The following is a 25,265-nucleotide window of genomic DNA, read 5'->3' on the forward strand; positions in this document are numbered from 1 at the left end:
ATATGTGTTATATTTCTGTTCCCAAGGTCTTACCAAGCTTCCTGTGCGGTTTATTAACAGTTTATAGAACACTCTTACTTATGCTTATTGATATTTATTTTTACCTGATACATTCAATTATTATTTTTTGAAAATACATCCATTGTGCTGGCGCACGGCTACGCCCCTGATACTGGTATAAAACTATTTTTCTTGTTCACTTATAAGTTATTAATATTTTATCAATGGAAAACAAAGCGACCAGTATAAAGATCATTCCCTCCACCAAGTTAGAATTCAGATCCTATGCTCGAACATAACATCCTCTCTCTGACATATAGCATTTGCTCTTAAACGCATAGGAAAACTATATCCTTAGTAGCAGCACTTCGTGATTGTTGGCAACAATCACTTTGCTGGACAGGGCTTGCCCCTGTTAATGATGGATTTATCCAAAAAAGATCGCGTCGAAGACGCATATAACGTAAAAGGAATATTAATTAAGCTCTCACAATAAAAAGCAGCGGTTCGTGATTGTTCAACACAATCACTTCGCTGATAGCAGTTATTAAGGAATACAACATCCCTTGTAAAACCACTAAAACATAACACAAAAGTAAAACTGGACTCTCTTAACTTCTTACTAATTATTTAATTATAAGCATAGTCCCGGACCAGTAAAATAGCGGCTTCGCAACTTTTTTTCCTATGTTCGAACATAGCAAACTCCTATGTTCAAACATAGATCCGTCCTATGTTCGAACATAGCAAGATCTATGTTCGAACATAGTTTTTTTAACATATAGCATTATCATAAAAATATACTTCCTATTTTATTTATAGTTCTACTATTGACTTTTATTTTTTTGCATAGTATTAAAATACATATAACAAAAATAATAAGAGAGAATAATATGAATACAAACGATGCTGATCTATTACACTTATTTGAATCATTAACCACCGAGCAAAAGATTGATATCGCAAGACGCTTACTACAAAACAAAGAAATAAAATCAACTACAGTTATTTCTTCTGAGGAAGATAAAGCGATCTCGTTTTCGCAACCTTATGTATTTGCTTTTACTTCCAACTTTCGTGTTTTCTCTGATCTTGATATATCCAAGAATGAATTCCGTGTATTAACCTATATCTTGGAGTATATGGAGTTTGGAAATCTGATCAACCTTTCACAATCATCGCTGTGCAAAGCATTGAATATCGCTTCCGGTAATATGTCTAACATTTTTAAAAAACTCAGACAGAAAGGAATACTCGTCGAGCATCATGGTCATCTCTATATCAACTCTAACATTTTCGCTAAAGGAATGAGTCATCAACTGGATCAGAAACGTAAAGAACAGTTGAGCAACGCTCGCAATCTTTGCGCAGAAATAGAACAGTATCCAGAAAGTTATTCAGCTATGTCAAAAAGTGAAAGAAGAACCCTATTCTTAGAAACTGAAACAAAAGAAATCTATACTGACGCATTTGTTTTCAGTAAGAAGAAAAAGAATAACGCTGTTCCTAATCCCAATAACAGCATACATGTTGATAAACCACGAAAAGTATATAAAAGAACAAAGGAAAATGAGGAAGCAAGAAGAAACGCTGTTGACGCAGACTCTCATATGCAGAAAGTATCCTGATAAAATAACAACAACAACAAGGAAATAACAATGAAAAAACTACCCGGTTCTCTTGAGATTAAGCTCCACGAAAAACTATCCAAGAGTGATATACTAAATATATTAGCTGAGCAGATGACCATGCTTGAGGAAACATTTGGCATTCAGGAGTTTAAGATTTTCTCTTATCTTGAATGCTATATTGGAGATAAGAAAAAAGCATTATATTACAGAAGTCGCAACAGTGCCGTAGCCACATTCAAATTAAAGGGTCTTGAATCCCCTGTGAACACGGCTAAACTCATATCAAAAGAAAACGGACAACGTATTGTTTCCTTTGATAAAGATCTGGATATAAACAGAATATCTGCTACAGTCCGAAACATACAAAACAATAATTCTTATCGTGGGTGGTCTGAAGGTATCAGTGTTGTTCCTGCCTCAATCATTAGTAAAATAATTGAAGTGGATATAATACGCGCGCAGGAAGAACAAGGCAGACTTTACCGTATTGAAGAACAGCGCAAGAAAGAAGAACAAATACGCAAAGCTAAAGAAAGAGAGGAGTATGAACGACCTTTAAAGGCTTTTATTTCTTCAAAAATAAAAGAAAGTGATTTATCTGAGAAGGATTTCAAAAAGCAGGTTTGTTCAAGCTGCGACTATCTGAAAGATCGCTCCACAAAATCAAGATATTTTACTGAACGACCAGACCTGTTAGACAAATATCATAATGAAAGATTAATTCGTTTCTCGATAAAAGGCACTGATGGGAAAGTAGGAAAATAGAAATTTATACAGATACAGGCGAGCTTATTTTTGAACGGTATAAAACCAAGTAATGTTTTTATGCCTATGCCAATTTGACACCTGAACCATATCTCGTAATATAAATATATCCACTATTTTATTTCCGAGGTATTGTTTATGAGAAAAGTAAAAACAGACAACAGTGATTTAATCGAATACGTAAATACAGTCAAAGAACTAAAAAATCATATTTCGATAGATGAATACAGGAATGAATATCGTAGGCTACGCTCTGATGACATTCCATTGGTTAAGTCTCAAAAATTTAAGTCTGCACATACTGAGCTTCGCAGACTTGAAAAGAAGAGAGAATCTCTTATTGAATACTTTATTGACGAGTTAAATCCTATTAGCAGTTCAAAAGCTAACACATCAGCGAGATCAACTGGTAATCTCGATTTATTTAACGAACGCGTGTTATACCGTAAAGCACTTTCAGAAAAAAGCGATGAAGAAATAATTGCCTTAGTCATAAAACAGCGTACAGAAGCCGCTGTTGAGTTCAAGCGTTCCATAGAACAAAGCCTGAATCAACTCTCTCACATCTCGTCAGAGTTCGACCCATCAAGCCAGAAGCGCAGGAAAATGTCTCTTTAAAGAAATGCCCTATGTTATCCGTGTTAAATAGGATGTTTTAAGATTGCTTAATCAATAATATTTACTATATTATTTACTGGTTGGTATTTTTTGACTGTTCAACAGCATTATATACATTAACCTTATTAATCACCTATTTTAAAACACCGGACAACATACTATGAGTGAAGCTCTCAAGGCACTGAACAATATTCGTACACTTCGCGCACATGCTCGTGAAACAGATCTGGCAACTCTGGAAGAGATGCTGGAAAAACTCTCCGCTGTCGTTGAAGATCGTCGTGAGGAAGAAAGTGCCGTCCGTAAGGAACAAGAAGAACGTCAGGCTAAGCTGGAAGCTTTCCGTCAGAAACTGTTAGAAGATGGTATTGACCCGGCAGAACTCCTTGCTGCTGTTGGCTCATCCCAACCTAAAACCAAATCGACCCGCGCTCCACGCCCTGCCAAATACAAATATACAGATGAAAACGGCAACGAGCAGACTTGGACAGGTCAGGGTCGCACTCCTAAAGCGATCGCTGCTGCTATCGAAGCAGGTAAAAAACTGGAAGACTTCGCACTCTGATCACAATAAAACCGTCAATCTAATTTGGCGGTTTTACTTTCGTTCGCTGTAAGCTCTACGTAATCAAAACGTTGATTACGGCGGCCGATTTACTGAAAAGTGGTGTATTGCCATTTTATTAGTCTCAGGACACTGCCAGTACTGAAGATAGAGACTGCCAAAGGAAGAGAAGGCTCTCTTGGATTATTACAAACAGATCTTGATGAATTGCTGGTTAACTATAATAATGAATAAATTCATCAGGGGAAAATGGGCTGTGGCCGGACACCAATGAAAATATTACCTGATGGAAAACGCATTCGGGCTAAAAAGAATTTAAGCTAAATAGAATCTGACAGATATCTGTATAAATAACTGATAACTGTCAGATCTGATTTGAGCCAATGCGAATTATCTAATCTATGAATAAATTCATTTCCGTTTCAATTCAGTGGGAAGAAATTTATCAATTTCCTCATCAGAGAAAGTCATATCCTCAAGTTCCTTCAGTGCCTTTTGAGCCATTGAATATGCCTTGTAATTCGTGGATGGTGCTCCGATATAAATTGCAGAAAGTTCAATCATCAAGGCGTCTCTTTCTTTAAGAATTTCCTCGATACTTTTAGTTTGCATTTTCAAGTCTGTGAGAAGAGATAAATATCTTTCCCTGATTAACCACATATCCCCAGCAGCTTGTCTGTGTTTTTGAGCTATAGAGCCTAAATCATAATCCTTTAAATATGAGTTTAAAAATAGGAGGATAGCGGAAAGTACTGACCCAATTATAGCACCTGTTTTAGCATCTCCCACCACTGTAGTTATAAAACTACCGGTAGTTATTGCTAAAAGAACTAACTGTAAATTTTTCATGCAGCCTAGTTTTTTTTGAAGGATATCTGCACATTTCTCGTGAGTTTTATGTGTGTAAACGACCCTTCCATAGCATTCTCTTAATTGCCCTTCTAATATATTATTATCCATCCGACTCACCATTATCATATGTTAGGTTAATGTTAGTTTAACACTAACCTAACATAAAGTGGGACTAATTATGTATAGGTACGTCGATTCTATCTCTTGCTACAACTTGATTACCATAAATAACATAACATTCAACAAAATGAGGTCCTGAGAAATCTGCGGTCTCGAAACGCTCAGAACCGCCTTCATCGTCTAAAATTTCACCTCTAACATTTCCTCGGCGCTCAGCTTCATCACCTACATTTTTTATTTTCCATTTAATCTTATATGGGTGAGATATATTATTTATCTCATCAACATAGAATCTTAACTTGCGATTCGTGCTAATATCATGCCCTTCGCCAAGAAGATTTGAAAGAAGAGCTTCCAGTAAATTATTCTTTCTAATCTCACATTCTATCGAAACATGACCATATAAATTCATCTCATATTGATCTTCAATAAACTGTTCAGATACATTGACATTACTGAGTGCTTTTGTCGTATAATTTGGAAAAGGCCTGCCAAAAACTTTTTTCCAAGCTAAGTTTCTTGAGTTTTCACTTGTAGCAGATAAAGCTTCTTCACAATATTCTTTTGTTAATTTTGCTACTTTATTAAATGATTTTTTTACGCTCACTTTTGAGCGACTACCGGGAGCATAATAAAATACTCGGTCACCTTCATTCTCTAAGAAAGTGAAAAAATCAAGCGAAAGTTGATCATAACTTTTGAAACTCTTATCATCATATTCAGTTAGATTAGAGAAAAAATTATAACACAGTGTATCAATTAAGAATCCACTTATCTCAACTTCATGACGAGCTTTCCATGCTCGAATCATTTTAGATAGACGTCTCAGATGTCCCTTCCTATCATCATTCAGTGCCCTAAAAGACGACATTTCGGCCCTAGGGTTACATACCTTCCACGATCCACCATCATGTGTATCCGGGTATGTAAAAGTGCCATCTTCATTACTGAATACAGGAACTACCTCAACCTCTTGATTCTTAAATTTAACAACAACAACTTGCCCATCACCGCGAATATCTGTATTTTTGAAAGTTTTCTTGATTTCTGTTTTCACAACCTGTAATAAATATGATTGTCGATCTCGGAATCTTGGCCATGCAGTTGCAGGTAGAAAGTAAAGCATATCAAGATCAGAGATCCCTCGAATCCCTGTGAAGCGCCCATAGGAACCAACCTGTAGTGAATTGGCTGTCTTAGAATCTAAGTTATAAAAGTATTGGTTCAAAGCCTTAGTTATACGACCATACCTTTTACTAATCTGGCCTGCATTATCTATTTTTATATTGTCGAGGAGTGTCTTAAAGTCAGTTGCGGTGCTCATGTAATTTCCTTGTTAAGGTCATCAATTACATATGCTTCCATAAAAGAGATTATCAATGTGTAATACGCTAATTTTCTATTAAAAAATGATCTCAATCAAATTTATAGTTATAAATAGAGTGCCCTGACCAGTTGTCAGACATTAGTCCAACCTTCGAACAGCAGCAAAACAAGTCTCGCCGCAGAACAGCACCTTAATTGTCCGGTTATCAGCCCCATGAAGGGGCCGGTATACGTCAGAACACATCAACATATTGACTCTGCCAGAACGGTGTAGTGCATTTTGGCTAATGCCTGCTTAACCCCTTTAAAATCCACCTCTGACAGTTTTTCAGCAGCGTTTTTTTTCCATGCTTTTTTCAGAAGGTGCTTCTCAGCATTTCTCATCGCCAGATCGATTAGTTTACAGATAAACTCATGGTCCATTACATGCGTTATAATCATATTACTGGTTGCTTTATCCTTTGAGTTAAAAAGCTCCGCATAGATATGCAAGGACACAACATAAAAGATTTCAGTAGATTTATTTTTAAATATATTCATTTTTATTTCCTCTTTAGTTTAATATTAAAATAGTCAAATGTTTATAGCGCCATCAGCGGTATACACACTTATAGACAATCCAAAGCTGACGAAGATGTTGCTTTACTTTCGCATAGTTAACATTCCCGGAGAACCGTTCTGCTTCTTGTTCACCTTCAGTCCCATAAAAACGGCTCTTTGTTTTCTTGATAATATTTTCAATCACTTCATTCATATCCTCCTTATTCTTCAGTAAGTGGTAAAAATGCACAGACTGGTTTCGTAGTCGTTTATTCATATAACGGTTATACGAATCCGCTGCTTCACTGACAAACTGCTCTGTCGTATTAAGTTCTATTTTCATATATTGCCCTTTCATTATTTAATGATAATAAGAGTCCCTGAGCGAAAATCATCTATCCGCCCGGAAACAGTATTTATGTTTTATGCTGCGTTCTGGCGTGAGTTTCGAATAGTCGCTTCAATCCATTCATCAATCTCACTTTCAATGAATGCCACTGCTCTTATCCCTGTTTTCACCTGAGATGGAAAACGCCCGGCCTTAATCAGTTCGTAAATCCACGTTTTACCAAATCCGGTGCGTTTTATTACTTCTGGCAAACGGATAAACGTTGTCTTTGCTTTTATTTCTCTTTTAACCATATTTATCTCCTGTGTTATTCGATGGAGATAATTGTATGGAGATCGCTTGTAAAAAACTACGTTGGTTCACCAGCCCTGAACCGGAGGGATGTTCAGGACCAGTGAGTTTAGGGGATGTTTATATAATATGAATACAGGGGAAGTTCAGGGTTAGTGGATGTCCCTTGTTTTCTTTTTTGTTTCTGGTTTGTCATTCATTGCGATGACATCAAGAATAGGCGAGTTTTTCACCAGATTGTTTTTTATGAAAAAATCATTCAATGACTTGAAATAATTGTCATTGTTTAAAAAACCGTGGGCAAGCGGATAATCAGTGTCTTTGATTTGCTCGCTACCTCTGGCATAACGCATATCAGGGTGTAGGATACCAGCCAATACAGGGTATTTGATTTTCTGATTGTTGAGCTGTTCCCAAGCGATGAGGTCCATTAGAGGGATAATCTTGTAATCAAGTATCTTCTGGAATGTTTTATGACCAAAACGAAAATCTTTTTCCGGTGGTTTAGGCACTTTCAGATGCTTTTGCCACTGACTGATAAGCACTTTCAGGTGTTCAGCCAGATCGTCACTGCTGGCTTCTTCCAAGTCAATTTCAATCAGCATTTTGTTCGCAGGATTCAGCCCTCCCTGTTTCAGGTATTCAGATATGTAATCCGAACTCACTGAAACATTTTCTTCTGGAGGTGTATTCTCCAGTCGATACATTGCCCGTCCATAGTTAAACAGTGAATCCCTTGTCATTGGCCTGACGGCATAGCTATGAGCCAGCATGTGGCTATCAGAGATCCATTTATCCTCCAGCAAGACCCTGCCAGAATGGATCATCGCATCATGGTGAATAACGGCATTACGATGCTTATCATCCAGTGTTTCCCATTGCTGTCTGGCTTTGTAGGCAAACATGCGCCTTTCCAGTTCCGCATAAATTTGTTCCAGAGTGAGGTTTTTCAGCGCATCATAGCGGCTAACATCAAACCATTTGCTTAATGCTTCCACTATCTCCGCAACAGGCATTCTTTTTGTCATTCTTTTCCCTAACATGTTGATGTTCATTACATTGACGTTAACGCATCCTGCAGCATAGAGAAAGGGAATAAAGATGGCTGGCTATCTCAGCATTGGTCATAACGTATCCTTCTGCCCTTACTTATCTTTCCGGGAGGAAACATATCGGGCAACAGCGGTAATCTTTTGAATAAACAAGATAAAATTTGTAGCAGAACAGGAAGTTCGTTCAGTGAGGTTTAGTGAAGCATATTGTCATAACTAATTGATAGTAATTGACTTTATGGTGATGCAGCATTAAAAATGCTGGTAAATATGATGGTAAAAACAGACACCATTTTTTGAAAGCCACTAACAGCAGGAGTTATAGATGAAGTTCGAGTCCAGTCAGAGAGCCAGATTTTAGTTTCGGGACATCCTGGTGAGTCCGGAGACGTTGAAAAAAACAAGAACTTATCTTTACCCGGTTAACCTGATAAGGTTTGCCGGGTTTTTTGATATCCATAGTTTTTGGGGCTTAATCGGGGCCTCACGGTTCGTTGAGTAAATAGAGCCCCCCTCCTATGGCATTAACCGATACCGCTGGCGGCACGCAGACCGATCCGGGTACAGGAAAACCGTCAGAAAATCCACCCGCCGATCCACCGTCAGATGGTCCCGCTTCTGAAAAACCACACGACCCACCCGCCGATCCCAATAAGCCCACTCCACCGAAAGAAGAAACGCCGCCCGGCGCGCCGGAGAAATACGCGTTCACCGCCCCTGAAGGTCAGGAACTCGATACCAGCGCGCTGGCGCAGTTCGAACCAGTGGCGCGTGAACTGAACCTGACGCAAGAGCAGGCGCAGAAGCTGGTGGACGTCTATCCGAAAGTGCTGGCGGGAGTGCAACAACAGCAAGCGGAGTCATGGCAGAAGCAAACAGAAGACTGGGCTGCGGCAGTTAAAGCCGATAAAGACATTGGCGGTGACAAGCTGGCGTCTAATCTCGGCGCAGCTCAGCGGGCTATCGACACGTTCGGTACCAAAGAACTGAAAGAGTATCTCGATGGTACCTGCGCCAGATCTCTGGTCAATGCTGCACCGTGACGGAAGCGATTCCACCCGGCACCCGTTACCACATCAGCGCCTTTTACTTTACGGGCTGCGGCCTGCATTGCCGCAAGGCTTTGCTGCCGCGTGACCGTCAATCTGCACCAGAATCCGCGATCTTTCGCGCCCGGCACCCGACCAGTGCGTCACTTTCGTCGCGTAAAGCGACAAAGTGACGCACAACCACTACACCGCGCCATGCCCCTGTTTTCGGGGTTCCGGCGTTCATTCCCGAATCTGACACGCCTTTTTGGGGCCGCTGTCAGCAAGAAAAAGGAGAAAAAGATCGATACCGAGGGGGGCATGATGCCCCGGAGAATCCCCTGCTCACGCAGGCAGCCTGTACCGCGTACAGTCTGAAACTCCCTATACCTCAACAAACTGCCACTCCGGCGTGAAGGTATCGTTCTGGCGCAGCCAAAAAGCATACGCCGGAGACTGTTCGTGTTCTCAAAATCATAGGAGAAGTGTATGGGCAAGTTAGGTGGTGAAATGAAGGCACTGGCAAAGCACTGTGGCGGTAGCCATAAAACGGTGAACGATCGCATTCATATCGTGCAGCGTTTCGATCACCACTTACGGGCTTTGAACGTCCATATCCAGCGGGTTGCGCAGATTAAGGTGCGCCACATTGAAAGCTATATTCATGAAAGGTTGGCGCAGGGGATCGGCAAACGCACGCTGCAAAATGAAATGGCCTCGCTGCGCGCTGTTCTGCAACAGGCCGGGCGTAAACAGGTGGCAGAGCATGAGTGGCTGACTAATAAATCGCTGGGTCTGGCTGGTGCATCGCGCAGCGGGACGCGACAGGCGATCACGCCGGAACATTGTCATCATGTGCTGGAGACGGCCCGCATGAAAGATCCGGGACTGGCGGCGGCGCTGGAACTGGCGAGGCTGATGGGCTTACGTTCACAGGAAGCGGTGCAGAGCGTGCAATCGCTGAAAACGTGGAAACAGGCCATTGAACGCAGCGATACGCGCTTAACCGTGGTGTTCGGCACCAAAGGCGGACGGCCCCGCGAAACGGTGATTCTGGATACTATAGCTGTCAGAAAAGCGCTGGATAATGCGCTGGCTATTGCAGAAAGCCGTCATGGCCGACTGATCGACAAACCGGATCTGAAAAGCGCGATGGACTACTGGCACAACCAGGCGGCGCGTATGGGTCTGACTGGAGCATATTCTCCGCATTCCCTGCGTTATGCGTGGGCGCAGGATGCCATTAGTCACTATCTGGCGCAGGGGTTCAACAGGAAAGAAGCGCTGGCAATTGTGGCAATGGATCTGGGGCATGGGGACGGGCGTGCGCGGTATGTGGCGCAGGTGTATGGGCAAATTTGACAGTTGGCTAAGAGCGAGCAGCGGATGGAGCAGGTTACCACAGTTCACAGTTAGTGAAAGACTGGGCGGAGGTGGTAAATATCAGGCTGCATTACCTTCCCCCTTACAGTCCAAACCTGAATCCGATAGAACGAATGTGGAAATTAATGAACGAACATGCCCGGAATAATCGCTACTTCAGCAGTACGCGAGAGTTCAGGGACACAATATCTGTCTTTTTTAACCAGACGCTGCCGGATATAGCGGACTCACTGACATCCCGAATTAAAGATCACTTTCAGGTGCTCACTCCCGCATCTTGAGGTTTATTGGGTATATAATCGTTAATAATCATCAGCGCGTTATTACCAAATTAAAAACAACGCGCTCGTAATACTTAAATTATTCTTACTGGTAACTGAAGCAAACTCTCTCCTGCCAGAATATGCTCCTCGCATCCTTTACATTAACTCTTTGTTTCTATAGCATGAAATAAGTTTCAGGGAGTTATTATTCATACAAGGAGAACATCTTGAAGAAAATATTCATAACAATTATAGTTTCATTATATTGCGCGAATATATGTGCAAAACAATCCCCCAGTACAGAATCCAAACCCGTTAATTTCATCGCCCAAATTGAAAATATCGATTTTAATAAAACCGCCATTAGCAGTGACCTGAAACTTTTACTCGCCGACCGTTATTATTTTAAAGATAAAACACCCTGTAATACTAATACCCTTTCTGCGCGCGCAGAATCAATGGGACTGACGACAGAAAAATATATTAATAAAATACGCAGTTTAAGGCCGGCTATTCTCGATGACCGTTATTTTTACCTGACGGTCGATCAGTGCGATGCTGGCGGCACGCCCATGCTGACTGGAATCGAGCTATGTACCGAAGCGCTGTGCGGTGCCGAATACATGAAAAGATCGTCTGACTTGTGGCTGGATGATGAACTGCAACCGACTGTTAAACGTCAGGCAACAACAATAGTCCATATGCCCCTCCCCTATGACAAAGAGAAAAAATTATGGAAAGTCACCGGCTGGTATCTGGAATCCTCAGAAGAAACAGGGGAGGTGATGCAGAGTAAACAGATAGCCTTTGAAGGCTATACTAACGAAGAAAACTTCGCTAACCGACAACGTGTTTCTGTATTTAAATCTTTCTATGAAAGCGGCAATCTCAAAAGTATTTATCATTATAATGCGCAAAATAAGCGTGACGGAAAAGCTGAAACTTACTTTGATGAAAAAGACAAAATAGCGGAAACGCTGACGTTTAAAGATGGTCAACCCGAAGGGGAATACATCGTATACCATGAAAACGGAGCCGTTGAAAGTAAACGTTACTTTGCCCAAGGTAAAATTAAAGATGGCGAATGCCCACATTTTTATGATAACGGCGTTTTAAAACAAAAACACAGCTATTTAAATCAGAAACTGGAAGGCCCGGCATTTGAATATTTCCCTGATGGGAAAATAAAGGAGAAATATTCATACAGTAAAGGCACCATTGTCGGCACTAGTACGGAATATTATTCTACCGGTAAAATTCGTGGTGTTTACCACAGAAATAACCAAGGTGAAAACGACGGAACGTTCGAACAATACAGTGAAGAGGGCAAACTCCTTTCTAAAGCGACCTATAAAAATGGCAAACAGCTTTCTGCTCAGAGCTGGTATGGAAATGGGCATCCCAAAGAAGAATCCTCTTTTGATAGTGAAGGCCGTAAACATGGTGCGGTCAAAGAATGGTTCAGCAACGGAAAGCCTGCCTCATCCAAAATGTATAAACATGATGTGTTAGACGGGGATTCCGAAAAGTGGTACGAAAATGGTCACCGCGAATCAGTCTATCCCTATAAAAACGGTATGCTAAATGGGGACGCTAAGCACTGGAATGAACAGGGCAAACTCACCTATACCACCGAATATAAAGACGATAAAAAGCAGGGAGCCGATCGCCGCTGGAGCGAACGTACCGGTAAACTTGTTGAAGAGGTTATGTTTGCTAATGATGAAAGAAACGGCCTGAAAAGAGAGTTTAACGATCGTACGGGTAAGGTCTTAAGTGCGCTGCCCTATGTCGATGGCGACAAGGAAGGTACAGAAGAAGCCTATGATGAAGACGGCATAAAATACATCCGTTGTTACCACAACGATGAAGAGCTTTCAGAGCTATATGCGCCGACTGACGTCACCAATAAGGCAAAGCAGGGTGACAGCACTGCGCAATATCATTTAGGTAAGTATGAGTTTGAATGCACAAACTACGATGCGGCGATGAAATGGTTAACTCAGTCCGCAGAGCAAAATCATCCCGGCGCGCTTCTCTTTTTGGCCTATGCGTACAACGACGGTGATGGCGTAACGCAAGACAGCAAAAAATATCTCTCCTATTTATTCAAAGCGGCAGAGCTTGGCGAAAGTGATGCGCAGTTAGAAGTGGGATATTTAAATCTTATCGGCGAAGGAATGCCGAAAAACCTGCCGGAAGCCTATAAGTGGATTAAAAAATCCGCTGACCAGGGAAATGCTCAGGCGCACTATAACCTTGGACTCATGTACAGGAATGGTGATGGCGTTGAGAAAGACCTCAACAAAGCCAAACTTCATCTTACAGCGGCGGTAAAAGGCGGCGTCAAACCTGCACTGGCAGCCTTAAAGGAATTAACGCCTCAAACTAAGTAAATATGACTTTGCTGTAAAGAGGCTATTCAAACGGAACTGAAAGGATACACATTGCTATGAAATTTAAATTCGCCACATTACTCACAGCCGCCACGGTTTTTTACTCTTATCAGAGCGTTGCACAAAGTCAGCAATCGCCTGATGTCTGGTCAGTTGTCGAACAGAAACTGCAAAATGCCGTCCCTTTAAATGAAAACACCACTTTTAAATCGCAGGCAGCCTGGTTTGAATTACATAGAGAACTGTTTATGTACGGCCCGATGAGCCGTGCGGATGCATTACTGAAAAAGCTGGACACACAATCGAATGATGCGAAGTTTTCGCTAAACCATGAGGCCTCGTGGATCGCTGAAAATAATAGCCCGGATGCCGCGATGGTTTTCCTGTCCAAAATTGGTCTCGATAAACCGTCGAGCATTACCGCCTACGAGAGCTACGTTGATGGCTGGGTTAATCGCAAACAGCCTGAAAAAGCCTTAGCCCTTCTTAGCAAAAATGCCGACGCGAGGAATTTTTATTTAGCCACTGTTTTAGAATCCTGGCACTCAGAGCCTGATAAAACCGCCGCTATTTATAATGAAAATTACGCTGATAAAATTGTTGTTCCTTATACTCAGCTAAAAATGCTGCTTATTATTGCGAAGCAGTACCATGCCAAGGGCGACACCGCAAAGGCATTGGTTTACGCAGATAGCGCGCTGAAAATGTTTGATACGGCTATTGCTCAACAACCGAGTGCTGAAGCCTACCGTTATCAGGAGTATCTCGACCTGATGGAGATCTATTACGCCACGGGTAATAAAGAGAAGGCGATGGCGTTGTCTGCGAGATTGCGCAAAGCAACCGGCAATAAAGGAAGCTATTTCCAGTATTCATTACCGGGATTGCTCTCTTTTTATAAGAAAAACGAGCTGACACAGAATTATCAGGAGACGCTTTCAACCTATGTGACGCAGGTCGATAAAATATTCAATTTTGCCCCTTCGCCGCGCATTGAAATGGAGCTGATTGATTTATTAAGCAAGCTTGATGATGTTGCGCTGATGAATAAGCGTATCGATTTGCTGATGAGCGCGCCGGAATATACCTGCTACGACGACAGGTATTGCTACGAGTACAAAATCAAAGCGCTGAAGAATCTCTTTCAGCATAAGCAGAATGCTGTGGCGGAAAAGCATATCGCAACCCTCTCCGCCGAGGCGCAAACCCTGACGTTCGCCGAATGGGAAGATGCAACAAATGAAATGGGTGAAGTACTCAAAGAAATTGGTCATCCTGAGGCAGCGCAAAAATTAGCCGTCAGCGCCGAGGCGATTTACCTCAGCCAGGCAAAAGCCTGGCCTGATGAAGATATGTCGCGTTCCTTTCAAAGACTTGCGGAGCTTTACGGCTATGGCAACGACACGGTGAATGCCAAACGGGTGTTACACCAGCACGTTCCCTCTCTCGAAGAGGAGGCGATGATCGACCACTACATGAATGCAAAACAGTGGAGTCAGGCAAGGGAATTGATGATTAACGCAGATAGGGTCGATAATAAAAACCTGATGCTGTTACGCCAGATTTGTGCTGAAAACACGCCCGAGTGTCAGGAACATATTACCTTTACGCTGAAAAAATTAACCACGCAGGCGTCGATTACCCGCCAGGACGACACCGGTAATCAGCAGCTTTATCAGATTGGGAATATTTTTCACAGATTGGGTATCATACCGGGAGCGGAACAGCAGGCGCTGATTCAGGCGTTGTATAACAAGGCCGCAGAGCCTAAAAAAGCCACGCCTTAATCGATTTACCCGCCCTGCCACCTTTCTCACATGCGGGAAGGCGGCGGGCGGGAAAAATCAATCGCGGAAGTTTTTGAACTGGAACGGCTGGCCCAGATTGCCGCCGCGCACCAGCGCCATCGCTGCCTGCAGATCGTCGCGGGATTTACCGGTCACACGCACTAACGTAAATTCGAATCCAAACCCACAGAGATTACCGCAAGATATTAATGTTGACCCAACACCGCCTGCCGGAAGACCCGCGCTGGAACGCCCTGCACGAGGAGTTCAGCTTTGACGACGACGACAACCTGCTGGGCATGAACATGCCGCCCGAAGGTGGCGAGCATCAGGCGAAAGTCAAAGGCGACCGCCTGCTGCTACAGGGCAGACCACCACTATGAGTACGGCGAGTTCGGCAATCCCATCGCTGACCGCTGGGGCAAGGCGCAGTGCCGGGAGCACCGATTTGAATGGAACGGCGAGCACCGGCTGGTGCGCTTTACCGACGTGCGCCAGCTTTGCGCGCCACTCGTGGCGCTATGAGTTCGATAATGACGTGACCACCCTATATCCCTGTCCAACGCGAAAATCCTCAGTATCAAGCCTTCTGACACCCCTTTAAGCTGACCGCTTCTCACGGTCGGTATCTGCTTGTTAATCCGGGCTTGTGGGTCAGGCGCTCAAGGAGCGTGAAGTGCGACGCAATGTTTTCGCCTTCCGGCGCGTTTCCTGGCGTAGACGCGATTATCGGCGACAGGTATCCGGCGATGGTGATGAAGCTCGCGGCACAATAAGGCCTTGGCGGGATGCAAAATCGCCTCCCGCTAAGGCTTCATTCAGCCGCTTTTCATATCACATAAATACGCCTCTTCCACTCCTGTCCAACAGCAGGCGACAGCTCATTTCGTTAGCGAAACGGTGGCTCATTAAACGTGCGTAATTTACGTGAGTGCAAACGATCACCTTCTGCGCGTAGTAAATCAATAGCACGAATACCAATTTGCAAATGTTCTGAAATAGCCCCCTCATAAAACCGGTTTGCCTGCCCGGGCAGTTTAATTTCACCGTGTAAAGGTTTGTCAGAAACACAAAGCAACGTGCCGTAAGGCACACGGAAGCGATAGCCCTGGGCTGCAATTGTCGCGCTCTCCATATCAATCGCGACCGCGCGGCTAAGGTTGAATCGCAGCGCCGATGCGGAATAACGAAGCTCCCAGTTACGATCATCCGTGGTGACGACCGTTCCCGTGCGCAGTCGCTGTTTCACCTCTTCACCGGGCATTCCGCTAACCGCTTTGGTAGCGTCGTACAGCGCACGCTGTACTTCCGCAATGCTTGGAATCGGAATATCAGGCGGCAGAACGGCATCCAGCACATGATCATCGCGTAAGTAGGCATGGGCCAGCACATAATCACCAATCGCCTGACTTTCTCGTAACCCTCCACAGTGCCCAATCATAAGCCAGACGTCAGGCCGCAACACGGCCAAATGGTCGCAAATCGTTTTAGCATTTGAAGGGCCGACACCGATATTTACCAGCGTAATCCCCTGCCCATCTGCCGTTACCAGGTGCCAGGCGGGCATCTGATGCTTCTTCCAGGCCAGATCGGAAATAGCCTCTTCCGGCGCTTCCGTTTCTGCCGTGATCCAAATTCCGCCAGCACAGGAAAGCGCGACATAGGGACTGTCAGGATCAAGAATTTGGCTGCATCCCCAGCGCACAAACTCATCGACATAGCGGGTGTAGTTGGTAAACAAAACGAAGGGCTGAAAATGTTCAACCGGCGTACCGGTATAGTGCCGTAACCGGGCCAACGAGAAGTCAACACGACGCGCGTCGAAGTGCGATAACGGATAGAATTCGCCGGGGTGGAACAGACCGTCTGCTGTCTCATCGCCAATCTGCGCCAGTTCTGTGGTAGGAAAATGGCGCGTTAGCCCAGCGCTCATAGAACGATCCAGCGTCAGAGCCGAGCCATCGATCACGTAAGGATACGGGATCTCATGGTGCGAGGCCTCCACCGCAATATGCGCGCCATAATCATGGTAAACGAGGTTAAGCTGTTCCAGAAGATAAGCGCGAAATAGCGCAGGCCGCGTAACGGTAGTGGTATAACAGCCAGGATGAGTAAAGCGTCCAAAAGCGCGTGTTTTAGGCGGGTTCGGTGTCGCGCCATCCCAGCTTACAGACAGCGAAGGATAAACAAACAGTCCGTTAAGCCTGGCGTGGGGATCGGGCAGCGTACCGTTATCAACATAGTCAGCGATGGCTTCACGGAGCGCGTTAACCGACTGCTCGTACAGCTCCTCCAGGCGATCCAGCGCCTGCTCGGGCGTCAGGTTTGTGCCTTTATTTTCCATATTATTCTCCTTAGCGTTCACAGGTGAGGCACGTCATTCGATAGTATGACAGCAAAGGAGGAAACTAAAGGGGTTAGCGTAAGGGTGGCGGCAGTAAACATGAACCCTTTAAAAAGAAAAGAGAGCTATCTTAGCGCCACCATCATCGCTCAAAAAGAAGGGTACTGGTACAGCCATTTGTTAAGTTCATTACAATTAGTCATATAACCATTTCCCGGCTTTTGCTGACTCGATCAGCATGCTGATAGTGAAATCTGGGACGGGTACAGGCTCCGTTTTCTTGAACGGATGCCATGAAAAAGGGTGATTAGGAAAATAGGTTTCTATTCTGAAGTTACCTCGCTCGACATTGAGTTTCTCGAAGAATTTATTCATGAGATCTTCGGCTTCAAGTTCATCAATGCTCAGATCAGTATCAAGGTCAATCTCTGGTGTTAATTCCACTTGCTTAATGTTGAAAAGATATGTGCCAGCATAAGGCCGTACAAGCTCGTAAACTTGCTGTTCAATATTGTCTACCATAACTTATCATTGCCCCGAGCAATGGTATTGTAGTCGCGTATAGTGCGATATGTTATTTGTGACACATCTGCGGCAAGGATAATTTCCCCGATCAAAGGAATGGAACGTCCAACAAACGGCGCAATGTTACGAACCATAACACGTCTGGCTGTCCATGGGGTGTAACCGCCTAACCATGTCGGAAGGGATATTCCAAAGGGAAATTTTGACTTTTTAAACACTGCACGTGCAGTCCTGGACGCGTATGATGTGCCTTTAGTCGCTCCAGCGGGTTTCGCCCTTGTCCAGAGATTATTACGACCTGATAGCAGAGCAACAACGGCCCCGAAATCTGCAACACCAATCCCAAACTGGCTTGCGGTATTCTCACAAAAAATCATAAACAGAAGTTCGGCAGCAGTCAGATTGGATTTTCCTGCATAGAAGTATGTTCCATTTAGTTCTTCTACTGTATCCATTAGAAACTCTATAGTTGCTATTTTGGTTTACTTATTGTACAGCCTTGTTTCGAATGAAAGAAATCAATCTTTTGGGAAAGAACGGATCAAGATCACGGGAAATATCTGAAATCAGATGAAAGAGACGGTCGCGATTCCCACCAGGGGCATCACCTCGCAAGCTTGTGTGATCGCTCCGTTTGAACCGAACGCATCTATATGTCAGCATACTGATACGGATTTGATCTTGCGGATAGCGGTATCGGTTAATGCCATAGGAGGGGGCTCCATTTACTCAACGAACCGTGAGGCCCCGATTAAGCCCCCAAAAACCATGGATGTCAAAAAACCCGGTAAACCTTCTCAGGTCAACCGGGTAAAGATAAGTTATTGTTTTTTTAAACGTCTCCGGACTCGCTGGGATATCCCGAAACTAAAATTTGGCTCCTCTGACTGGACTCGAACCAGTGACATACGGATTAACAGTCCGCCGTTCTACCGACTGAACTACAGAGGAATCGTGTGAACGGGGCGAATATTAACGAGGTGCCCCTGGCTTGTCAAAGCCTGTTTTCACAAAAAAAGTTCGTTTGCTGCTTTATTCCACACTTCGGTTAAAATTCACCGTTTCCTGATGATTTTCACAGCAAAAAGCGCTTACTCCCTCTTTACGCGCGGGTACCTCCACAGCCAGCGCCCGCTTACCAGACGCCAGTAAAACAGTGCGCCGCGCACGGCCCAGTCAAGAAACATCCCCAGCCAAACCCCTACAACCCCCATACCCAGCACAATACCAAGCGTATACCCTGCCACAACGCGACAGCCCCACATCCCCAGCATCGATACCCACATCGCAAATCGCACATCGCGCGCGCCTTTAAAACCCGACGGCAGCACCCACGCGGCCGCCCAAATTGGCATAAAGGCAGCATTAAGCCAGAGCAGAACTTTCACTACCTCTTTTACGTCCTGCTCCTGGGTATAAAATGAGGCAAACAGACCCGCGAACGGCGCTGTCCCCCAGGCGATTGCCGTAAGTACGATAGTCGACATCCAGAATACATGGCGCAGTTGACGCTCTGCCTGACCAATTTGTCCGGTACCAAGACGCTTACCGGTGATAATAGTCGACGCCGAACCAAGGGCGTTACCCGGCAGGTTGATAAGCGCCGCCACGGAAAAGGCAATAAAGTTACCCGCAATAACGTTAGTGCCCATTCCGGCGACAAACATTTGCGTCAGTAGCTTGCCACCGTTGAACAGCACTGATTCAATGCTCGCCGGAATACCGATACCCATCACTTCCCAGATAATGCCGAAATTCAGCGGCTTCAGATAGCTTTTCAGCGGAATGCGCAGCGCCGGATTCAAACCAATCATCAGCACCCAAATAATCGCTACCGCGCCGATGTAGCGCGAAATGGTTAATCCCAACCCCGCGCCGGCAAAACCCAGCCCTTGCCAGGAGAAAGCCCCGTAAATCAGGATGCTGCTGATGATAATATTGAGTATGTTCATCCCGCCGTTAATCATCAACGGGATTTTCGTATTCCCTGCCCCACGCAGCGCGCCGCTACCGATTAGCGCAATTGCCGCAGCCGGATAACTCAGCACCGTCAGTTCAAGGTACGTTAACGCCAGCCCCTTTACTTCTGGCGTCGCCTCGCCTGCGACAATATTAATAATTTCACTGCCGAAATAATGAATGACCACTGCCAGCACAACGGCAAATAGCGTCATAATCACCAGCGACTGGCGCGCCGCCGCCCTTGCCCGTCGCCTGTCGCGCTTGCCCAGGCTAAAGGCAACCACCACCGTAGTACCAAGATCGATAGCCGCAAAAAAAGCCATAATTACCATATTAAAACTGTCGGCAAGCCCCACGCCCGCCATTGCTTCCTTGCCCAGCCAACTGACGAGAAAAGTACTGAGCACGCCCATTAGCAAAACACAGGTATTTTCCAGAAAAATGGGGATAGCAAGTGGGGTGATTTCACGCCAGAACAACACTTTGTAGCTCTTGCGTTTGGCATACCAGGGCGTACGGACGACAGCCTGGCGTAAGGCAGTGGAGACGTTCAAAATGGACCTTAAAGAAGAGAGTTGAAACCACATTTCAATAATGAGCGAGAAATCGTAAGGCTGCAAAGCTTTTTGCAGAAAAAATGTCTGCAAATGCAACAAAGTGATGAGATAACCCGCAATCGAATCTGTAAGAGGTTAAATGGGGTTTGACAAAAATTTTTCCGCCGCTAATATACGACCCCACACGATTCCTCTGTAGTTCAGTCGGTAGAACGGCGGACTGTTAATCCGTATGTCACTGGTTCGAGTCCAGTCAGAGGAGCCAGATTTTAGTTTCGGGACATTCTGGTGAGTCCGGAGACGTTTAAAAAACAAGAATTTATCTTTACCCGGTTAACCTGATAAGGTTTGCCGGTTTTTTTTGACACCCATAGTTTTTGGGGACTTAATCGGGGGCCTCACGGTTCGTTGAGAAATAGAGCCCCCGCCGATGGCATTAACCGATACCGCTATCCGCAAGATCAAACCCACCGAGAAATCCTTCAAGATTACCGACAGTTCAGGACTCTACCTGCTGATCAAACCCAACGGCTCGAAACTCTGGTACATGAAGTACCGCATTGACGAGAAAGAGAAGAAGCTGGCTTTTGGCCCCTATGCGGTGAAAAAACAGTTAATCAGGTCGAACCCTGCGCGAAATCTGGATGGTGAGTTCACGCCGCCTGAAACACAGCATTACCCGGCCCTGCCCCTTGAGAAACTGCCTGAATGTTTGTCGCGAACGGATAATTAGAGAGGGATAATATCTCCGCTAAGCTCTCTCATACCACCCTTTCGAACGATTCACCACTCGCACAACCAGCAGCATCACCGGCACCTCAATGAGCACCCCAACCACGGTCGCCAGCGCCGCACCGGAATGAAAACCAAACAGGCTGATTGCCGCTGCGACAGCCAGTTCAAAGAAGTTCGATGCGCCGATCAGGCTGGATGGACAGGCAATATTGTGCTTTTCGCCCACCAGTCGATTCAACCCATAGGCCAGTGCCGAGTTAAACAGCACCTGAATCAGAATCGGCACCGCCAGCAGGGCAATGACCAGCGGCTGTTGCAGAATGGCTTCGCCCTGAAACGCAAACAGTAACACCAGCGTTGCCAGTAATGCCGCCATTGACCACGGGCCGATTTTCGTCAGCGCATTATCGAATGCCGCTTGCCCCTTGCGTAGCAGGGCCTTACGCCAGAGCTGGGCCAGAATAACCGGCACAACGATGTACAGTACCACGGAGGTTAACAGGGTGGCCCACGGCACGATGATTGAGGACAAGCCGAGCAGCAGCCCAACAATCGGCGCAAAGGCGAAAATCATGATGGCATCGTTCAGCGCCACCTGCGACAGCGTGAAATAAGGGTCGCCGTTGGTGAGTCGGCTCCAGACAAACACCATTGCCGTACAGGGCGCGGCGGCCAGCAGAATAAGCCCAGCGATGTAGCTGTCAAGCTGATCGGTTGGCAGCCACGGCGCAAACAGGTAACGGATAAACAGCCAGCCGAGCAGCGCCATTGAAAATGGTTTAACCAGCCAGTTGATAAACAACGTTACGCCGATCCCGCGCCAGTGCGCTTTGACCTGACCCAGCGCCCCGAAATCAATGCGCAGCAGCATAGGAATAATCATTACCCAGATAAGTAAACCGACCGGCAAATTGACGCGGGCAATCTCCAGACCGCCGATAACGCGAAAGACGCCCGGCATTACCTGCCCGAGCAGAATACCGATGGCGATGCAGAGCGCAACCCAGACGCTCAGGTAACGTTCAAACAGGTTCATGGCCGGAGCGGCCTGGGTTTGTGCGGACATAGCAGACTCCTTTGGGTTTATTTTCCCGTTGTGCTCAGTTGTAGTAAACGCTCAACGCCGACAGGCTCTTCCGCCTGTAGCGGCACCAGCGCACAGCGTCGGGCATGGTGGGTACAAACGGCATCAATCTGCGACCGTTCGCGTTCGGCACGCTGGCGCAGCAGCGGCGATGTAGTCGGCGTATTGATCAGGCTGTTATTAATGACCCAGCCCCACGGTTCAATCCCCGCGCGACGCAGGTCGTCCTGCAAATGAGCGGCTTCCAGCACCGGCGTGGTTTCCGCCAGCGTGGCGATGAGAACTTTCGTCTGCTCGCTGTCCTGTAGGCGCATCATGGGCGTCAGTACGGGCTGACCGTGTTCCCCGGCCAGTCGGGCAATCTCACGGTGGTAAGCGCCGGTGGCGTCAAGCAGTAGCAATGTATGGCCGGTTGGCGCTGTATCCATAACGACAAACTGCTTACCCGCTTCCTGAATGATGCGTGAAAAAGCCTGAAACACGGCAATTTCTTTCGTACAGGGAGAACGCAGATCTTCTTCAAGAACGGCACGCCCCTGTTCGTCGAGGTTTTTACCCTGCTCAGCCATCACCTGCTGCCGGTAACGCTCGGTTTCAGCCTGCGGGTCGATACGGCTGACGCTCAGACCGTCGAATGAGCCGTCCAGCGTGTCAGTCAGGTGCGCCGCCGGATCGGATGTGGACAGGTGAACAGGATAACCGCGACGAGCCAGTTCAACGGCAATCGCCGCTGCCAGCGTAGTTTTCCCCACGCCGCCTTTGCCCATCAGCATGATCAGGCCATGTCCCTGCGACGCGAATCCGTCGATCAGTGATGACAACGAAGGAAGATCTACGGGGGAGATATCTCCGACTTCCGCCGGGGTGCCAGTTGAACTGTCGTCCAGCAGACTCCGTAATGCCGCCAGCCCCACCATATTGAACGGTTTTAACGGCAGGCGATCGCAGGGCAATGCGCGCAGGTTATCAGGTAAATGTTGCAGCGCCTGTTGTTCACGCTGATACAGTGCCTGCGCCAGCTTATCGCGAGCGGTTTCCTGCTCAGGCAACAGGCCGTTAATGACCAGATACTGCTGCGTCAGACCAATGGCGGCCAGTTCGTCATAGGTACGCGATACTTCTTTCAGCGTTGCGGTTTGCGCTCTGGCGACCAGCACCATCCGCGTCAGTTCCGCATTCGCCAGTGCGTCTACGGCGGCGCGATACTGGCTGCGCTGTTTTTCCAGCCCGGCCAGCGGTCCGAGACAGGACGCACCGTGCTGGCTGTTGTCGAGATAACCGCTCCACGCGCCGGGCAGTTGCAGCATTCGTAGCGTATGCCCGGTTGGCGCGGTGTCGAACACAATATGATCGTACTCATCGCGCAGTTGCTGATTAGTCAGCAGCGCGGTGAATTCGTCAAAGGCGGCAATCTCGGTGGTACAGGCACCGGAGAGCTGTTCCTCAATACCCGCCACGATATCGTCCGGCAGAATTCCACGCACCGGTCCAACAATGCGCTCACGGTATGTCGCTGCGGCAGCGGACGGATCGACTTCCAGCGCAGCCAGTCCGTTGACCGCTGCAATCGGGGTTATCTGATGACCGATAGTCTGTTCAAATACCTGCGCCACATTGGAAGCCGGATCGGTGCTGACCAACAGTACACGTTTGCCAGAGGCGGTCAGATGAATCGCGGTAGCGCAGGCCAGCGATGTTTTACCCACACCGCCTTTACCGGTAAAAAACAAAAAGGGGGGCACCTGCCGAAGCATCAGCATAAAAAAGACTCCTTTAAATTAAATAAAGCGGGAAATCAGTCCATCAGCAGCACTTATCGCCACCGCAACAGGAGGAAGTCGCTGGCGTAAAACTCGAATAGACGGTAAGCCCCATCCAGCGCGCCAGTTCCTCTCTGCGAGGGTAACGACCAGCCAGTGCGACTTCACCATCCACCAGAATCAGCGGTAGCGCCTCTTTGCCGGAACGGGCCAGAAAGCCTTTAACGATTTCGTTCTGTGCGAAGAGCAATGGTTGCTGTGCCAGATTGAAACGCTCAATATTGACGCCCTGCGTTCTGGCCCACTCAAAATCAGCGGCAAACGCGACCAGCGCCGGATCGGTTTCCGGTCCACAGACACCGGAAGAACAGCATAAAGCGGGATCGAAAATCTGAATCGTCTTCATTTGACTCTCCATCAATTATTGAAATACAGGTCGTTAAAAAATTTCGCCAATACGATCCAGTTCGACTTTCAGACGAGCGCGATCGTGCAGTAATTCATTCAGCGGTAGCGCCAGAAAGGCTTCAATACGCGCACGTAATGTCTGGTAAGCAGTGACAAAAGCCGCATCGATTTCGGCATCGCTACCGGTAGCATGAGCCGGATCGTCAACGCCCCAATGGGTACGCATCACGTTACCGAGCCAGGCCGGACAGGTTTCTCCGGCAGCGTTTGAACAGACTGTCACGACAATATCCGGCGTCTGCGGCAGATCGTTCCACGATTTGCTGAAATAGCCTTCTGTTGAAATGCCTTCCCGCGCCAACAACGCCAGTGCTCGGGGATGTACGTAACCCGCCGGGTGACTGCCTGCGCTCATGGCGCGCCATCCGGCAGGAGCCAGATGGTTAAACGTGGCTTCGGCCAGCACGGAACGGCAGGAGTTGCCGGTACAGAGAAAAAGTACGTTCATGATTTACTCTTTTTCGTGGTGTTGAGTGGGGGTAAAACGGCTTCTGAGCAGGAAGAAGCCGAACGAAAACCTGCGCATTGTTCCGGGTGGCCTGAGCAGCACTCCTCGGTCAGCCAGCCGATTAAATCCAGCATCAGTGGGATGTTGGCACGATAACGCTGGTAACGACCTTCCTGTTCTACCGTCAGCATCCCGGCTTGCGTCAGCGCCTTTAAATGAAACGATAAGTTAGTCGGCGGGATATCCAGCGTTGAAGCGATCTCCCCGGCAACCATGCCCTCGGTACCCATTTTGATCAGTAGGCGATATACATCCAGACGCACGCCGGAGGAGAGGGATTCAAAGATGGTTGTGGCAGTTTGTTTGTTCATAATGTGGGGCAGCCCTCTATGATTCAATATTTCAATCATTATTGA

26 protein-coding genes, 2 tRNA genes and 4 pseudogenes are annotated in these 25,265 nt (G+C 46.4%); 14 read left to right on the forward strand and 18 right to left on the reverse strand.

The window, feature by feature from the left end; translation table 11 throughout:
• The first annotated feature begins 893 nt into the window (after window positions 1-893).
• The 5 genes and pseudogenes from ABVN44_RS02030 to ABVN44_RS02050 all read left to right on the forward strand — a co-directional run.
• Window positions 894-1,628 (forward strand): replication/maintenance protein RepL, encoded by a 735-nt coding sequence (locus ABVN44_RS02030; RefSeq protein ID WP_023231739.1) that lies wholly within the window; start codon window positions 894-896, stop codon window positions 1,626-1,628.
• A gap of 30 nt (window positions 1,629-1,658) precedes the next feature.
• A pseudogene (locus tag ABVN44_RS02035) lies at window positions 1,659-2,449 on the forward strand (hypothetical protein).
• A gap of 85 nt (window positions 2,450-2,534) precedes the next feature.
• Window positions 2,535-3,014 carry a DUF4756 family protein gene (locus ABVN44_RS02040; protein ID WP_001233371.1) on the forward strand — a complete coding sequence of 160 codons (480 nt, stop codon included), beginning with the start codon at window positions 2,535-2,537 and terminating at the stop codon, window positions 3,012-3,014.
• 160 nt (window positions 3,015-3,174) lie between these two features.
• On the forward strand, window positions 3,175-3,579 hold the full coding sequence (locus ABVN44_RS02045; protein ID WP_001287371.1) for an H-NS family nucleoid-associated regulatory protein: 405 nt from the start codon (window positions 3,175-3,177) through the stop codon (window positions 3,577-3,579).
• 47 nt (window positions 3,580-3,626) lie between these two features.
• Window positions 3,627-3,903: pseudogene (locus ABVN44_RS02050) on the forward strand (IS481 family transposase); the annotation flags it as partial.
• A gap of 87 nt (window positions 3,904-3,990) precedes the next feature.
• Here ABVN44_RS02050 and ABVN44_RS02055 read toward each other — a convergent pair.
• The 6 genes from ABVN44_RS02055 to ABVN44_RS02080 form a co-directional block, all read right to left on the reverse strand.
• On the reverse strand, window positions 3,991-4,539 hold the full coding sequence (locus ABVN44_RS02055; protein WP_000369761.1) for an SLATT domain-containing protein: 549 nt from the start codon (window positions 4,537-4,539) through the stop codon (window positions 3,991-3,993).
• Between the two features lie 64 nt (window positions 4,540-4,603).
• On the reverse strand, window positions 4,604-5,875 hold the full coding sequence (locus ABVN44_RS02060) for a nucleotidyltransferase (RefSeq protein WP_000102010.1): 1,272 nt from the start codon (window positions 5,873-5,875) through the stop codon (window positions 4,604-4,606).
• 245 nt (window positions 5,876-6,120) lie between these two features.
• Window positions 6,121-6,417, reverse strand: a complete 297-nt coding sequence (locus ABVN44_RS02065; protein ID WP_023231737.1) for a hypothetical protein — start codon at window positions 6,415-6,417, stop codon at window positions 6,121-6,123.
• 52 nt (window positions 6,418-6,469) lie between these two features.
• Window positions 6,470-6,760, reverse strand: coding sequence for a hypothetical protein (locus ABVN44_RS02070; RefSeq protein ID WP_024148450.1), 291 nt, complete (start codon window positions 6,758-6,760; stop codon window positions 6,470-6,472).
• An 80-nt stretch (window positions 6,761-6,840) separates the two neighbouring features.
• A complete protein-coding gene (locus ABVN44_RS02075) occupies window positions 6,841-7,059 on the reverse strand; it encodes an AlpA family transcriptional regulator (protein WP_000240779.1) in 219 nt (72 codons plus the stop codon).
• 150 nt (window positions 7,060-7,209) lie between these two features.
• Window positions 7,210-8,085 (reverse strand): DUF6387 family protein, encoded by an 876-nt coding sequence (locus ABVN44_RS02080; RefSeq protein ID WP_000166882.1) that lies wholly within the window; start codon window positions 8,083-8,085, stop codon window positions 7,210-7,212.
• Window positions 8,086-8,627: 542 nt separating this feature from the next.
• Between ABVN44_RS02080 and ABVN44_RS02085 the strand changes: the two genes are divergently transcribed.
• Window positions 8,628-9,152 carry a peptidase gene (locus ABVN44_RS02085; protein ID WP_001219023.1) on the forward strand — a complete coding sequence of 175 codons (525 nt, stop codon included), beginning with the start codon at window positions 8,628-8,630 and terminating at the stop codon, window positions 9,150-9,152.
• 97 nt (window positions 9,153-9,249) lie between these two features.
• On the opposite strand, the gene ABVN44_RS02090 is transcribed toward ABVN44_RS02085, so the two are convergent.
• The gene (locus ABVN44_RS02090; RefSeq protein WP_254889434.1) at window positions 9,250-9,384 is read right to left on the reverse strand and encodes a hypothetical protein; all 135 of its coding nucleotides are present in this window, start codon (window positions 9,382-9,384) and stop codon (window positions 9,250-9,252) included.
• Window positions 9,385-9,626: 242 nt separating this feature from the next.
• Here ABVN44_RS02090 and ABVN44_RS02095 point away from each other — a divergent pair, with 242 nt between their 5' ends.
• The 4 genes and pseudogenes from ABVN44_RS02095 to ABVN44_RS02110 all read left to right on the forward strand — a co-directional run bounded on the left by ABVN44_RS02095 (window position 9,627) and on the right by ABVN44_RS02110 (window position 14,966).
• Entirely contained in the window at window positions 9,627-10,499 is an 873-nt protein-coding gene (locus tag ABVN44_RS02095; RefSeq protein ID WP_023231734.1) for an integrase domain-containing protein, read from the forward strand.
• Between the two features lie 23 nt (window positions 10,500-10,522).
• Window positions 10,523-10,801 (forward strand): annotated as a pseudogene (locus tag ABVN44_RS02100) (transposase); the annotation flags it as partial.
• 683 nt (window positions 10,802-11,484) lie between these two features.
• Complete coding sequence (locus ABVN44_RS02105; protein WP_077248385.1) at window positions 11,485-13,179, forward strand: SEL1-like repeat protein; 1,695 nt, start codon at window positions 11,485-11,487, stop codon at window positions 13,177-13,179.
• 56 nt (window positions 13,180-13,235) lie between these two features.
• Window positions 13,236-14,966, forward strand: a complete 1,731-nt coding sequence (locus ABVN44_RS02110) for a hypothetical protein (protein WP_023231732.1) — start codon at window positions 13,236-13,238, stop codon at window positions 14,964-14,966.
• A 57-nt stretch (window positions 14,967-15,023) separates the two neighbouring features.
• Here the strand turns inward: ABVN44_RS02110 and ABVN44_RS02115 are convergent.
• Window positions 15,024-15,128, reverse strand: a pseudogene (locus ABVN44_RS02115) (DUF520 family protein); the annotation flags it as partial.
• Between the two features lie 47 nt (window positions 15,129-15,175).
• Between ABVN44_RS02115 and ABVN44_RS02120 the strand changes: the two are divergent.
• The gene (locus tag ABVN44_RS02120; protein WP_000957535.1) at window positions 15,176-15,349 is read left to right on the forward strand and encodes a hypothetical protein; all 174 of its coding nucleotides are present in this window, start codon (window positions 15,176-15,178) and stop codon (window positions 15,347-15,349) included.
• A gap of 506 nt (window positions 15,350-15,855) precedes the next feature.
• On the opposite strand, the gene ABVN44_RS02125 is transcribed toward ABVN44_RS02120, so the two are convergent.
• Window positions 15,856-17,310, reverse strand: coding sequence for an AMP nucleosidase (locus tag ABVN44_RS02125; RefSeq protein WP_017441829.1), 1,455 nt, complete (start codon window positions 17,308-17,310; stop codon window positions 15,856-15,858).
• Window positions 17,311-17,355: 45 nt separating this feature from the next.
• Between ABVN44_RS02125 and ABVN44_RS02130 the strand changes: the two genes are divergently transcribed.
• Complete coding sequence (locus ABVN44_RS02130) at window positions 17,356-17,517, forward strand: hypothetical protein (RefSeq protein WP_031602446.1); 162 nt, start codon at window positions 17,356-17,358, stop codon at window positions 17,515-17,517.
• On the opposite strand, the gene ABVN44_RS02135 is transcribed toward ABVN44_RS02130, so the two are convergent.
• From ABVN44_RS02135 to ABVN44_RS02150, 4 genes are all read right to left on the reverse strand, one after another.
• Window positions 17,506-17,832, reverse strand: coding sequence for a DUF1493 family protein (locus ABVN44_RS02135; protein ID WP_000228159.1), 327 nt, complete (start codon window positions 17,830-17,832; stop codon window positions 17,506-17,508). The genes ABVN44_RS02130 and ABVN44_RS02135 overlap by 12 nt on opposite strands.
• Entirely contained in the window at window positions 17,826-18,290 is a 465-nt protein-coding gene (locus tag ABVN44_RS02140; RefSeq protein WP_000381834.1) for an STM2901 family protein, read from the reverse strand. The genes ABVN44_RS02135 and ABVN44_RS02140 overlap by 7 nt, the downstream gene beginning before the upstream one ends.
• Before the next feature lie 420 nt (window positions 18,291-18,710).
• Window positions 18,711-18,786 (reverse strand) — tRNA-Asn (locus ABVN44_RS02145).
• A gap of 140 nt (window positions 18,787-18,926) precedes the next feature.
• The gene (locus tag ABVN44_RS02150; RefSeq protein ID WP_023231731.1) at window positions 18,927-20,384 is read right to left on the reverse strand and encodes an EmmdR/YeeO family multidrug/toxin efflux MATE transporter; all 1,458 of its coding nucleotides are present in this window, start codon (window positions 20,382-20,384) and stop codon (window positions 18,927-18,929) included.
• 159 nt (window positions 20,385-20,543) lie between these two features.
• Here ABVN44_RS02150 and ABVN44_RS02155 point away from each other — a divergent pair.
• Together ABVN44_RS02155 and ABVN44_RS02160 are read left to right on the forward strand one after the other, a co-directional pair.
• A tRNA-Asn gene (locus ABVN44_RS02155) sits at window positions 20,544-20,619 on the forward strand.
• 165 nt (window positions 20,620-20,784) lie between these two features.
• The gene (locus tag ABVN44_RS02160) at window positions 20,785-21,087 is read left to right on the forward strand and encodes an Arm DNA-binding domain-containing protein (protein ID WP_023231730.1); all 303 of its coding nucleotides are present in this window, start codon (window positions 20,785-20,787) and stop codon (window positions 21,085-21,087) included.
• A gap of 18 nt (window positions 21,088-21,105) precedes the next feature.
• Here the strand turns inward: ABVN44_RS02160 and arsB are convergent, their stop codons facing one another.
• From arsB to ABVN44_RS02185, 5 genes are read right to left on the reverse strand one after another with little or no spacing between them, the layout of a single operon-like run.
• A complete protein-coding gene (gene arsB / locus ABVN44_RS02165; RefSeq protein WP_001276040.1) occupies window positions 21,106-22,155 on the reverse strand; it encodes an ACR3 family arsenite efflux transporter in 1,050 nt (349 codons plus the stop codon).
• Between the two features lie 17 nt (window positions 22,156-22,172).
• A complete protein-coding gene (gene arsA, locus ABVN44_RS02170) occupies window positions 22,173-23,933 on the reverse strand; it encodes an arsenical pump-driving ATPase (protein ID WP_023231729.1) in 1,761 nt (586 codons plus the stop codon).
• Between the two features lie 43 nt (window positions 23,934-23,976).
• Entirely contained in the window at window positions 23,977-24,339 is a 363-nt protein-coding gene (gene arsD, locus ABVN44_RS02175) for an arsenite efflux transporter metallochaperone ArsD (RefSeq protein ID WP_000849418.1), read from the reverse strand.
• 33 nt (window positions 24,340-24,372) lie between these two features.
• On the reverse strand, window positions 24,373-24,849 hold the full coding sequence (locus ABVN44_RS02180) for an arsenate reductase ArsC (protein ID WP_001101540.1): 477 nt from the start codon (window positions 24,847-24,849) through the stop codon (window positions 24,373-24,375).
• Complete coding sequence (locus ABVN44_RS02185) at window positions 24,846-25,220, reverse strand: helix-turn-helix transcriptional regulator (protein ID WP_001041817.1); 375 nt, start codon at window positions 25,218-25,220, stop codon at window positions 24,846-24,848. The genes ABVN44_RS02180 and ABVN44_RS02185 overlap by 4 nt, the downstream gene beginning before the upstream one ends.
• Window positions 25,221-25,265: the final 45 nt, after the last annotated feature.

It is taken from the genome of Salmonella sp. SJTUF15570, from assembly GCF_043357055.1.
Classification (GTDB): Bacteria; Pseudomonadota; Gammaproteobacteria; order Enterobacterales; family Enterobacteriaceae; genus Salmonella; species Salmonella enterica.